The 11585-nt window shown below is 64.3% G+C and carries 14 protein-coding genes; 3 read left to right on the top strand and 11 right to left on the bottom strand.

All coding sequences use genetic code 11. The features are described from left to right. Nucleotides 1-77 precede the first annotated feature (77 nt). Complete coding sequence (locus AX690_RS11880; RefSeq protein WP_066683148.1) at nt 78-1103, top strand: IS110 family transposase; 1026 nt, start codon at nt 78-80, stop codon at nt 1101-1103. A 358-nt stretch (nt 1104-1461) separates the two neighbouring features. Here AX690_RS11880 and AX690_RS11875 read toward each other — a convergent pair whose 3' ends face one another. The 10 genes from AX690_RS11875 to AX690_RS11830 all read right to left on the bottom strand — a co-directional run bounded on the left by AX690_RS11875 (nt 1462) and on the right by AX690_RS11830 (nt 8471). Further along, entirely contained in the window at nt 1462-2499 is a 1038-nt protein-coding gene (locus tag AX690_RS11875; RefSeq protein ID WP_066683147.1) for an NAD(P)/FAD-dependent oxidoreductase, read from the bottom strand. Nucleotides 2500-2719: 220 nt separating this feature from the next. After that, nucleotides 2720-3049, bottom strand: a complete 330-nt coding sequence (locus AX690_RS11865; protein ID WP_066683145.1) for a helix-turn-helix transcriptional regulator — start codon at nt 3047-3049, stop codon at nt 2720-2722. 129 nt (nt 3050-3178) lie between these two features. Beyond that, nucleotides 3179-3358 carry a DUF4880 domain-containing protein gene (locus AX690_RS24250; protein ID WP_082769626.1) on the bottom strand — a complete coding sequence of 60 codons (180 nt, stop codon included), beginning with the start codon at nt 3356-3358 and terminating at the stop codon, nt 3179-3181. Nucleotides 3359-3466: 108 nt separating this feature from the next. Continuing rightward, the gene (locus tag AX690_RS11860) at nt 3467-4756 is read right to left on the bottom strand and encodes an arsenic transporter (RefSeq protein ID WP_066683144.1); all 1290 of its coding nucleotides are present in this window, start codon (nt 4754-4756) and stop codon (nt 3467-3469) included. An 88-nt stretch (nt 4757-4844) separates the two neighbouring features. Further along, complete coding sequence (locus AX690_RS11855) at nt 4845-5885, bottom strand: substrate-binding domain-containing protein (protein ID WP_066683143.1); 1041 nt, start codon at nt 5883-5885, stop codon at nt 4845-4847. Between the two features lie 26 nt (nt 5886-5911). Continuing rightward, nucleotides 5912-6328 carry an arsenate reductase (glutaredoxin) gene (gene arsC, locus AX690_RS11850; protein ID WP_066683142.1) on the bottom strand — a complete coding sequence of 139 codons (417 nt, stop codon included), beginning with the start codon at nt 6326-6328 and terminating at the stop codon, nt 5912-5914. Between the two features lie 36 nt (nt 6329-6364). Beyond that, nucleotides 6365-6901, bottom strand: a complete 537-nt coding sequence (locus tag AX690_RS11845; RefSeq protein WP_066683141.1) for an arsenate reductase ArsC — start codon at nt 6899-6901, stop codon at nt 6365-6367. Further along, complete coding sequence (locus AX690_RS11840; RefSeq protein WP_066683140.1) at nt 6898-7269, bottom strand: helix-turn-helix transcriptional regulator; 372 nt, start codon at nt 7267-7269, stop codon at nt 6898-6900. The genes AX690_RS11845 and AX690_RS11840 overlap by 4 nt, the downstream gene beginning before the upstream one ends. Nucleotides 7270-7347: 78 nt before the next feature. After that, the gene (arsH, locus tag AX690_RS11835) at nt 7348-8088 is read right to left on the bottom strand and encodes an arsenical resistance protein ArsH (RefSeq protein WP_066683139.1); all 741 of its coding nucleotides are present in this window, start codon (nt 8086-8088) and stop codon (nt 7348-7350) included. A gap of 56 nt (nt 8089-8144) precedes the next feature. Next, on the bottom strand, nt 8145-8471 hold the full coding sequence (locus tag AX690_RS11830; RefSeq protein WP_066683138.1) for a helix-turn-helix transcriptional regulator: 327 nt from the start codon (nt 8469-8471) through the stop codon (nt 8145-8147). 112 nt (nt 8472-8583) lie between these two features. Between AX690_RS11830 and AX690_RS11825 the strand changes: the two genes are divergently transcribed. Beyond that, nucleotides 8584-8784, top strand: coding sequence for a hypothetical protein (locus AX690_RS11825; protein ID WP_066683137.1), 201 nt, complete (start codon nt 8584-8586; stop codon nt 8782-8784). 1 nt (nt 8785) lies between these two features. On the opposite strand, the gene AX690_RS11820 is transcribed toward AX690_RS11825, so the two are convergent. Beyond that, nucleotides 8786-9355, bottom strand: coding sequence for a recombinase family protein (locus AX690_RS11820; RefSeq protein ID WP_066683136.1), 570 nt, complete (start codon nt 9353-9355; stop codon nt 8786-8788). An 82-nt stretch (nt 9356-9437) separates the two neighbouring features. On the opposite strand from AX690_RS11820, the gene AX690_RS11815 reads away from it, so the two are divergent. After that, a partial coding sequence (locus tag AX690_RS11815) for a Tn3 family transposase (protein WP_156449640.1) occupies nt 9438-11585 on the top strand: 2148 nt, incomplete at its 3' end.

Genomic DNA, 11585 nt, shown 5'->3' with positions numbered 1-11585 from the left:
AGGTGATGGGGTGGACGCCCCCCGACGGCATCTACGTGCCAGAGTGAGGTGTTGAGCTTCACTCGAGGGAGGCGCCCATGGGCGAGATTACCATCATCGGGCTGGATATCGCCAAGTCGGTGTTCCAGGCCCACGGAGCCGATGCCGCCGGCTCGGTTATGTTCCGCAAGAAGCTTGGTCGGGGCCGGCTGCTGGCGTTCTTCGCCGGTCAGCCGCGCTGCATTGTGGCCATGGAGGCGTGCGCGGGCGCTCATCACTGGGGGCGCGAGCTGGAAGCGCTGGGCCACACGGTCAAACTGATCCCGCCCGCCTACGTGAAGCCGTTCGTGAAGCGGCAGAAGAACGACGAAGCCGATGCCGAGGCGATCTGCGAGGCCGCCCAGCGGCCCACGATGCGCTTCGTGCCCGTGAAGAGCCGCGAGCAGCAGGCCAGCGGCGTGGTGTTCCGGGCCCGGGATCTGCTGGTGCGCCAGCGCACCCAGATCATGAACGGCCTGCGCGGCCACTTGGCTGAGTTCGGCTACGTCGCGCCCAAGGGCGTGATGTACGTCGAGCGCCTGGTCGCCGAGATCGAGGATCCGCAAAGCCAGCTTCCGCCGGCCGCGCGCGTCAGCCTGCAGGTGATGGTGCGGATGCTGGATGCGCTGCAGACGGAGATCGCCAGCCTCGATGCCGAGATCGCCCGGCGCGCCAAGGAAGACCCTGTCGCGCGCCGGCTAATGACGATCCCAGGTATCGGACCCGTTACGGCCTCGGCCATGGTGGCCCTGGCGCCGGGATCTGAGGCCTTCCGCTGCGGACGCGACTTCTCGGCCTGGCTGGGCCTCACGCCGGTGCAACGATCCAGCGGCGGCAAGCAGAAGCTGGGCCAGATCACCAAGGCCGGCGAGCGAACCTTGCGGCGATTGCTGGTGATCGGCGCCAGCGCGGTGATCAAGCAGGCCCTGATCCGCGGCGCGCCGCCCGGATCGTGGCTGGCGCAGATGCTGGCCCGCAAGCCGCGGATGCTCGTGGCCGTAGCCTTGGCCAACAAGACCGCAAGGATCATTTGGGCGCTGCTGGCCAGGGGCGGCGTCTACAGGGCTCCGGCGCTGGCGGCCTGACGGCCGCCGGCTCCAGAGGCGTCGAAGCGTAGTCGGACGACGGAAGGTATGGCGCACAGTCGGTGAGACGGGATCAGGAAAACCAGGGCTTACCACCGTGCCTTCCTTGAGCACGCTATGGGTGATTTGGACCTGATCCGCGAACTTCCATACGGGCCAGCGCTCTCGGGTGCACAACAGGCCGGACAGATGGCAGCATCCGATCAAGCGTCAGAGCTTCGAAATCCGTCTTGCGCTGAAGGGGGCGTCCACAGATGGTAAGCCGCCTGATGTAGGGCTTACCTCGAGGTTTGTGCGCCAATGTACGCTTAGCAGTACGAAGCCAGAACCTAGGCGCGAACAGTCTCATGCCGGTGCTCTAGGTCATCACTCTCCGGATCTGTGCTGCAACAGCAGCGGCGTCGCGCCCTACCCCACGCAGCACGCCTGAACTGAAGCTGCGCAGACCTGGTTGTCCGACGAAATAAATTCCGGGCTGCCCAATCGCCCTACCGTCACGCTGAAGTAGCGTGCCTGCGCCATCCACAAGGCCGGGAAGCTTCGTAAAACCGACGTTCGGTCGGTAGCCGGTCGCGAAGATCACCGCATCGATTCGCTCCTCAACGCCATCAGCCCAAACCACACCTGTCTCGGTAAAGCTGGTGAACATCGGCTTCGCCAATGGCGCGCCCCGCTTCAGTGCGGCGCTGTAGTGACCGTCGTCGAGCACTGGCGTTCCTTGATCCGACAGGCGCCGCGAACGATCCACGCCAGCCAAGTTGAACCAGAAATGGATATCGCGTCCCAACAAGGTCTGCGGGATGAAACGCACGCGACTCCTCACCGCCAGCGTCACGTCAGCCTCAGCAGCGAGCTCGACCGCAACTTGGACAGCAGAGTTAGCGGCTCCGACCACCACCACGCGCCGCCCACGATACGGCTCTGGATTGCGATAGCCGGCAACATGCAACCCCATTCCGCCGAAGCGCTCGTGTCCCGGCAATCGCGGCATGTGCGGGGCCTCAAAAACGCCTGTGGCAATCACGACCGATCGCGCGACGTACTCCCGGCCAGCCGTTGTCCGTAGCCAAAAGCCTTCAGGAGTTCGCTCGACGGAGGTCACCCGCTGGCCAGTCAGCACCGGCAGGGAGAGCGCATCAGCATAGTTTGCCAAATAGGCCGACACCTCATCCCGGCGCGGGTAGCGCTTCGGATCGCCGGGAAACGCTCGATCAGGTAAAGCCGAATAGGCGGCAGGTGAGAAGAGTCGCAGAGAGTCGTAGTAACGCGGCCAGGAGCCAGCCACCGCCGCTCCGCCTTCCAGGATTGCGAACTTCAAGCCAGTCTTGAGCAGCGCCCAGCCGGCGGCAAGGCCGCTTTGTCCACCACCCACCACGAGGACATCATACTTCTGCATCGATCAGCTCGCGACCGGTTCAGACGTGTTCGAAGCCCCTTGGTGCAACGCCTTGTCGTCGTCCTTGAAATTCGGCGCGGTCAACCTGAGCCGCAGCAGATGGCGCCCCAGCGGGCCCGCCCATGCGGCCGGCATCAGGATCGCGGCGGACCGACAACTACTCTTCATTATATGCATGTTTGCGTCCATATGCATATGTTTCTCAAAGCGGATTGCGGCTCTAGCCTCGGCCAGGGCAACAAAGCGGCGACAGGGCTCTGACCTCTTCCGACATGCTCTGCAGTTTGTCGGCCAGGGCGCGCCCGTCGAGTTCATAGAACACGTGCCGCCCCTCCCGGCTGGCCGTTACCACGCCGGTGTCACGTAGAATCTGGAGATGGCGGGAGATCACCGAGCGATCCTGTCCGAAGCCCTCGGAGATCGTCGCCACGTCCGCTCGCCCCAACTGCACCAGCTTGGTCAGCAACTGCAGCCGGACCGGCTCGCACAAGGCACGAAAGAAGCCTACGTCGAAGGTCCTGGGTCGCTCGAGTTTAACGTCTGTGGGCATGAACGCTCTGAGTTGGCATCATGTGTATATATGTGCACATATGCAGGTGTAAATCATCTTCCGCTTTCAGAGGGGCGCCTGGAGCGGGTCGCTGGCCTGCCGGCAGACCCGGACATTCTGGAACTTCGGTCAGTCCTGCCGCGCACTTCTCAACATTTCGCCCACCCTGCGGCGAAATCGTATCGCCTCCACGAACGCCGCCTCATTGGCAGGATCCGATGAGCGCCAACGCCGGAATGCGTCGGCGTCCTCCACTGAAAAGGCGCCGGAATGCAGGCGGTTGACCCACGAGAGACTCTCTCGCTCCAAACGCGAAAGCTTCGCTCTGCCCCTCGCCTCAGCTCCTAAGCTCCGACGCCAGCCTCTCCATCTTTGAACGGCCCCGACGACTGTCGCCGGGGGGCGCTCGCTCCCCTCTTACCCGGCGATCGTCAGCCTGAGCGCCAGGGCCGCGAGGGTGATGAGGAGGATCGGCGTGGTCAGGATGATCCCGACTTTGAAATAGTAGCCCCAGGAGATCTTGATCCCCTTGGCGCTGAGCACGTGCAGCCACAACAACGTGGCCAGCGAGCCGATCGGGGTGATCTTGGGGCCCAGGTCGCTGCCGATCACGTTGGCGTAGATCATCGCCTCCTTGACCGCGCCGGTCGCGCCGCTGGCCTCGATGGAGAGCGCGCCGACCAGGACGGTGGGCATGTTGTTCATGACCGAGGACAGGAGCGCCGTCAGAACGCCCGTGCCGAAGGCCGCGCCCCAGACACCGCCTTTGGCGAAGTGATTGAGCAGGCCCGCTAGCTGGTCGGTGAGGCCCGCGTTGCGCAGCCCGTAGACCACCAGGTACATGCCCAGCGAGAAGATGACGACCTGCCAGGGAGCGCCCTTCAGGACCTTGCGCGTGCTGATGATGTGGCCCCGGCCCGCGATCACCAACAAGACCAGGGCTCCGACCGCAGCCGTGGCGCTGACAGGCACGCCTAGCGGCTCGAGAGCGAAGAACCCGATCAGGAGCAGCGCCAGGACTACCCAGCCGGCCTTGAAGGTCGCGGGATCCTTGATGGCGGCCGCCGGCGTTTTCAGCTGGGCGACGTCGTAAGTCTTGGGAATGTCGCGACGGAAGTAGATCAGCAGCGCCCCCAGGGTCGCGGCGATCGCCGCCAAGTTTACGGGGATCATGACCAGGGCGTAGCGCCCAAAGCCGATCTTGAAGAAGTCTGCCGAGACGATGTTGACGAGATTGGAGACCACCAGCGGCAGGCTGGCCATATCGGCGATGAAGCCCGCCGCCATAACGAAGGCCAGGGTCGCCTTGTCCTTGAAACCAAGGGCCATGAGCATGGCGATGACGATGGGGGTGAGGATCAGCGCCGCCCCGTCATTGGCGAACACCGACGAGACTGCGGCCCCCAGGAGCACGATCGAGGCGAACAGGAGCCGCCCCTTGCCGCCGCCCCAGCGCGCTACGTGCAGCGCGGCCCATTCGAAGAAGCCCGCTTCATCGAGAAGCAGGCTGATGATGATGACCGCGATGAACGCGCCGGTGGCGTTCCAGACGATGTGCCAGACGGTCAGTATGTCGGCCAGGTGCACGACGCCGGTGACCAGCGCCAGCGCCGCGCCGATGCTGGCGCTCCAGCCGATGCTGAGACCCTTGGGCTGCCAGATGACCAGGGTGATGGTGGCGATGAAGATCAGCAGGGCAAGGATCACGGACAGGCTCTGGACTGGAGACGAAAAGACGGCGGACAGGATTGACTGTCCGCCGCACCAACTTGCGGGCGCGTTAGCGCCCTGCGGTTCAGCTCTTGGGAGGCGCCATCTGCGTCAGCTGGGAGGCAGCAGCTTTGGCCGCTTGGTGCTGGGCCGGAGGCAGAAGGATGAGGCCGCGGCCTTGCAAGTAGCCGCCGCGCCCCGTGGCCGCGTCGGAGACGAACTCGGCCAGGAAGTCCTTCAGGCCGGGCGTTACGCCGACGTTGGCCTTCTTGACGTAGATGTAGAGCGAGCGCGACACGGGGTACTGGCCGCTGGCGATCGTCTGGGCGGTCGGTTTGACGCCGTTGACGGCGGCGGCCTTGATGCGGTTGCCGTTCTCCTCGAGGAAGGAGTAGCCGAAGACGCCCAGCGCCCCGGGGGTCTTGGTGATGGTGCCGACGATGGCGTTGTCGTTTTCGCCGGCGTCGATCCAGCCGCCGTCCGTGCGCATAGGATCGACCTTGGCTTTGAAGGCCTTGTCGTCCTTGTCGTGCAGAGCCTTGATGGTCGGGAACTTCTTGGCGCCGGCCTCGACGCCCAGCTCTATCCAGGCGTCGCGGGTGCCCGAGGTCGGCGGCGGGCCGTAGACCAGGATGCGGTTGCTGGGGAGGTTTGAGCCGACCTCTTTCCAGTTCTTGTAGGGGTTGGCGACGAACTGGCCGCCCCGCAAGGCGTTCTGCGCCAAGCCCAGATAGAGGTGCTCGAGCTTGAAATTGTAGTCGGGCGCCTTCTTGTCCATGGCGATGACGATGCCGTCGAACCCGATCTTGATCTCGACGATGTCCTTGACGCCCTTGGCCTTGCAGGCCTCGAACTCGGACTTCTTCATCGGACGCGAGGCGTTGGCGACGTCGGGGAAGCCCTCGCCCAGGCCGCCGCAGAACATCTTGAAACCGCCGCCGGTGCCCAGGCTCTCGACCTTGGGCGACTTCTTGCCGGTCTTCTTGGCGAAGTTCTCGGCCACGCGGGTGGTGAACGGGAAGACGGTGGACGAGCCGGCGGCCCAGACGTAGTCGCGGGCGGCGTGCGCGGCCGAGGCGCACGTCAGCAAAGCCGTCGCCGCAGCGACGCCGAGGAGCTTTTTCATCTTGCTGTTCCTGAGCGGTCGGGTGGTTAGGTCAGGGAAACGACTTCACCGTCTTCTTTGGTGAAGCTGGCCGGCTTGCGATCAAGCAGATCCAGGACAACTTCAGACGGCCGGCAGAGCTTCACGCCCTTCGGCGTGACGACAATAGGCCGGTTTACAAGGATGGGTTGCTCGACCATGGCGTCGAGAATTTGGTTCTCCCCGACGCCGTCATCCAGGAGGCCCAGCTCGGCGGCAGGCGTGCCCTTCTCGCGCATCAGCTGGCGGAAGGTCAGGCCTGCTTCGGCGGCTAGCTCGCGCAACTGGTCATGGGTCCAGCCCGCGACGAGATACTCCACGACCTTGGGCTCGTAGCCGGCCGCCCGCACTATCGCCACGGTGTTGCGCGAGGTGCCGCAGTTGGGGTTGTGGAAGATCACGATCGGAAAGTCGGCGTCAGCCATGGGTCACCAGGAAGCAAATGAAGGGTCGAAGCAGGATCAGGCGGCGGACTCGTCGGGCGCCTTGGACTTGCCGATGTCGTCCAGTCGGCGCTGCAACGACAGCCGGTCGAGCGAGGCCATCGGCAAGGCGCAGAAGAGCGTGATGCGGCTATTGAGCTGGCGATAGGCTTCGGCGAAGGCCAGAGCGATTTCGGCCTCCGTCCCTGTGGCCAGCGACGGATCGGGAATGCCCCAATGGGCGGTCATCGGCTGACCCGGCCAGATCGGGCAGGCCTCGCCGGCGGCGTTGTCGCAGACGGTGAAGACGAAATCGAGATCCGGGGCGTCAGGGTTGTTCAGGATCGCGAACTCGTCCCAGGCCTTCGAACGCAGCTCGTCGGTCTTATAGTTGAGATGCTGAAGCAGATTGATGGCGTGCGGGTTGATCCTGCCGCTGGGCATGGACCCGGCCGAATAGGCCTTGAAGCGGCCAGCGCCGACCCGGTTCATGATCGACTCGGCGATGACCGAGCGGGCCGAGTTGTGCGTGCAGAGAAAGAGAACGTTCAGCGGTCGGAAAGCCGTGTCGATCATGCCGTCTCCAGTTCGGTAAGGCAGGTTCCATCGCACTCGGCGGCCTTGGCGACGATCTCGCTCAACGGTGCGCAGATCTGGGGATTGCCGCCGCAACAGTCCTCCATGAGGAAGCCCAGCAGCGTGCTCATGGCCGCGTAGTTGGCCGAGTAGATGATCGATCGCCCCTCGCGGCGCGAGGTGATCAGGTCGGCGTGGCTGAGGATGTTGAGGTTCGCTGACAGGGTGTTAGGCAAGATCCCGGTGGCCTTGGCGATCTCGCCGGCGGGCATTCCCTCGGCGCCCATCTGCACCAACAGGCGAAAGATACCCAGACGGCCCTCATGTCCAAGGGCGCTCAAGGCTGCAGCGGCAACTTTCGATTCCATATTTCGACCTTACTCGAAAAATAAGACGAACTGAAGACAAGAAAACCCGCGACCAGCGGGCCGCGGGCTTCGATGAGATCAGGCCGTTTGCGGCGCGCGCTCGTGCGCCATTGCCGCCTCGCCCAGGACGACATGTTCGGGGATCCGACCAGAGGCTTTGCGCTCGCTGTAGCGGTCGACCAGGTAGTCGGCGCGATCGCGCGTCAGAAGGGTGAACTTGTAGAGCTCTTCCATCACGTCGACGACGCGGTCGTAGTAGCCCGACGGCTTCATTCGATCGTGCTCGTCGAACTCCTTGTAAGCCATGGCGACTGACGACTGGTTGGGGATGGTGATCATCCGCATCCACCGGCCGAGTAGGCGCATAGTGTTGACGGCGTTGAACGACTGCGAGCCGCCGCTGACCTGCATGACCGCCAGGGTGCGTCCTTGAGTTGGCCGCACACTGCCGATCTCCAGTGGGATCCAGTCGATCTGCGCCTTCATGATGCCGGTGATCGCGCCATGGCGCTCAGGACTGCACCATACCTGGCCCTCCGACCACAGCGAAAGCTCGCGCAGCTCCTGGACCTTGGGGTGGTCGGCCGTCGTGGCGTCGGGCAACGGCAGGCCGGCCGGATCGAAGACGCGGGTTTCGGCGCCCATACGGTCGAGGATCCTCTGGGCCTCATAGGTCAGCAGGCGACTGAACGACCGCTCCCGCAGCGAGCCGTAGAGCAGCAGGATCCGCGGCGGATGGGTCGAGATCTTGGGCGGCTCGAGCTTTTCAAGGGTCGGGTGATCGGCGAACTCTGCGGCCAAGGCAGGGAAATCAGACACGGCGGCTCCAAGCAACGAGACTCCTAGTGGAGTCGTGGTTTTGATTCAAAAAAGGGTCAGGCGGCGCTCGGCGCGGCGCAGTCCAGCTCGAGGCCAGCGCAGCAGCTCTCGGTCAGATAGGCCGCCAGGGCCCCCACGAGCTCATAGTTGGCGGTGCAGATCACCTCGCGGCCGCGACGCTCTTGCCGGACCAGGCCGGCCCGCGACAACGCGGTCAAGTGGTGCGACAGGGTCGAGGCCGGGGCTTCCATAAGCCGAACCAGATCGGTGACGTTGGCCCCCGCCGCGCCGGCTCGCACCAGCACGCGGAACAGTCGAAGCCGCACGGGGCTCCCCAAGGCGGCCAGGCCGCCGGCAACGGCGTCTTCAGAGAGTAGCGACATTCACATAACTATATTTCTAGTGAAATAGTGGAGTCAACACGGAGCCGATCACCTTGCGCCTCCTTCGGTGTTAACGGCTAGGGTGTCGAGAGGACCGGCGACAGGAGAAGCTATGCCGCAGCACCGCGATCCTCTCACGACCAAACCACTCACTGCTGCGCAACAGGCGCTCGGCCTGCTCCTGGAGCAGCAGCAACGCGAATGTCGCGCCGGCAACGCACTTGTCGGCGCCGATGCCGAGGCCTTCCTCGATGCTCTGATCGAGCGGTTTGAGGCTCACCATGCCCGCGTTAGCCGCAAGCTGAGCAAATAGCCTATAGCTTTGCGGCATCAACTTCGGCTGCTGGTATCCGGCCGATCGTCGCCTTGCTGACGCCCAGGACGCGGGCTAGGTGGCGCACGCTTTCTCCGTTGGCGCGCTGCTGGGCGACGAAGGTCCGCTGGGCAGCGGTCAGACTGTGGCGGCGCCCAAGCTTGACCCCGCGTGCCTTGGCTCGCTCACGGCCCTCGCTGGTGCGTGACCGGATCAGTTCACGCTCGAACTCGGCCAGGCCGCCCAGGACGGTAAGCATCAACCGCCCGTGTGGCGTGGTGGTGTCGGCCCAGGTGTCGCGGATGGATCGGAACTGTGCGCCCTGTTCAGTCAACGCGGCGAGCACGTTGAGAAGATCGCGCGTCGATCGGGCCAGGCGATCGAGCCGAGTGACCATCAGGACGTCGCCGGCGGCCAATGAGGCGATGGCGCGCTTGAGCTGGGTGCGGTCGGTCTTCGCTCCGGACGCGGTTTCGCTGAACACCTTCTCGCATCCAGCCGCTGTCAGTTCCGCCACCTGTGCGGCGACGCTCTGACCGTCGGTGGAGACCCGTGCATAGCCGTAAATCATCACTCAATTTTGAGACTATAATTCGAGACGCGCAAGCGTCTGAAATCGTTGAGGCTGGCCAGCGTCTCGTATTTCGTGAATTATGAGCCAGCGCGAAAGCGGCGGGGACGATCCCATGGCGCGGCGAAGCTTGCTCACGGCTGATGAACGGCGAAGGCTGTTCGAGCCTCCGGTCACCGACCGCGAGGTAGCGCGCTTCTACACGTTGTCACTTGAAGACCTTCGATGGATCGACGCCCGCAAAGGAGCCGCCAACAAGTTGGGCGTCGCGATGCAGATGGCTCTGCTCCGTCACCCTGGTTTCGGGTGGCGAGTTGGAGAGGCGGCCCCGCTCGTGCTCCGTCGTTTTTTGGCCGACCAGCTCCATGTGCCGGTCTCGGCTTTGGACGACTATTCCAAGCGCCCCCAGACCCGCCTTGATCACACCGGTCAGCTTTACGAGCGACTGGGCCTTCGCGCATTTGTACGGGGCGATATTCGCCAGATGGTGTCAGTCGCCGCCGCCGCGGCCGCCGAGACTGACAAGGGCGGACCGATAGTTGAAGCCCTGATAAGCGAACTGCGCCAGCGTCGGATCATCCTGCCGGCCCCCGATACTTTGGAGCGCGTTGGCTTGGCCGGTCGCTCGCAGGCTAGGCGCAAGGCGGCCGAGGACCTGTTGGCTCCGCTATCGATCTCACAGTTGGAGGTCGTTGACCAAATGCTGGTCAACAGCCCACACCTGAGGAAGTCGACCTTGGCCTGGTTACGCGACGTTCCAGAGTCACCTAGCGCCGCCTCGATGTCAGGGATAACTGAGCGCTTGGCCTATGTCCGAGCCATCGGCATCAATCCGTCAATCACCGAAACCATCCATGAGCGGCGCTTCGAGCAGTACGTTCGTGAAGGGGCGGTCGCGCCAGCCTTCTTGCTGAGCGGCTACAGCGTCAGCCGCCGACGGGCTACCGTCGTCGCCCAGTTGATCTTTCTCGAAAGCCGCCTGAGTGACGCCGCCGTCGACATGTTCGACAAGATGGTGGGATCGCTGTTCGCCAAGGGACGTCGCGGCCGCGAGCGCAAATACCAGGCCAGCAGTCGCGAAGTCAGTCAGCTCATGCGCCTGTTTAGTGGCGTGATCGGCGCGGTGGAACATGCCCGCGCCGACGGCGGCGACGTGCTCGACGCGCTCGATGCCCAGGTTGGATGGTGGAAGGTGATCCAGGCCCGGCCGAAGATCGAGGCCCTGGCGGCGCTCGCGGTCGAGGATCCGTTGGTCAGCGCCGCCGATCGCTACGGCGCGCTGCGCCGGTTCGCCCCGACCTTTCTAGAGCACATACGCTTGCGCGCCGGCACGGGCGGGGCCTCTCTGCTGAAGGCTGTCGAACTTCTGCGAGAGCTCAACCGGACAGCCCGTCGCGAGATCCCCGACGACGCGCCGATGCCGTTTGCCTCCAAGCATTGGAAGGCCCTCGTCAAACCGTCAGGGCCTTCGATCAACAGACGCCTGTACGAGACGGCCGTGATGGCGACGTTGCGCGATCGGCTCAGATCGGGCGATGTCTGGATCGAGGGCTCGAGATCCTACAAGCGCTTTGCCGACTATCTGCTACCCAAGGACGAAGTCGCGGCAGAGGCTGAAGCCTTGCCGGTCGACGTGGAGATGGGGGCCTACCTGGCCGAACGGGCCGGTCTTTTAGATCAGCGCCTGGCGAGCTTCGCGCGCCGCCTGTCGAAGGGCGACTTGGTCGGTGTCGTGTTGAAGGGCGAGGAGCTATCGGTCACGCCGGTGAAAGCCAGCACCCCTGACGAAGCCAGAACCCTCGATCGAGCGATCGATGCTCTGCTCCCGCGGGTTCGGATCACGGAGCTGCTCAGGGAGATCGACGCGCTGACCGGCTTCTCGTCGATGTTCCGCGAACTGCGCTCAGGTAAGGTCCACGACAATCCCAGTTGCATCCTGGCCGCGGTCCTAGCCGACGCCACCAATCTTGGCCTGGAAAGGATGGCCAACGCCAGCCAGGGAGTCAGCTACGCCCAGCTCGCCTGGACGCAGAGCTGGTACTTGAGCGAGGAGAACTATAAGGCCGCCTTGGCCAGGATCATCGAGGTCCACCACGCTCAGGCGTTCGCCCGCCATTGGGGCGATGGCGAGGCCTCTTCATCCGACGGCCAGTTCTTCAGGTCCGGCCGGCGTCGCGGCGGCGCCGCCGAGGTCAACGCTAAGTACGGTCCAGAGCCGGGCTTGCGGATC

The sequence above is a fragment of the Caulobacter sp. CCH9-E1 genome (assembly GCF_001556515.1).
Classification (GTDB): Bacteria; Pseudomonadota; Alphaproteobacteria; order Caulobacterales; family Caulobacteraceae; genus Caulobacter.
Note: the sequence above shows the minus strand (reverse complement) of the source record. Positions and strands in the feature narration are given on the sequence as shown.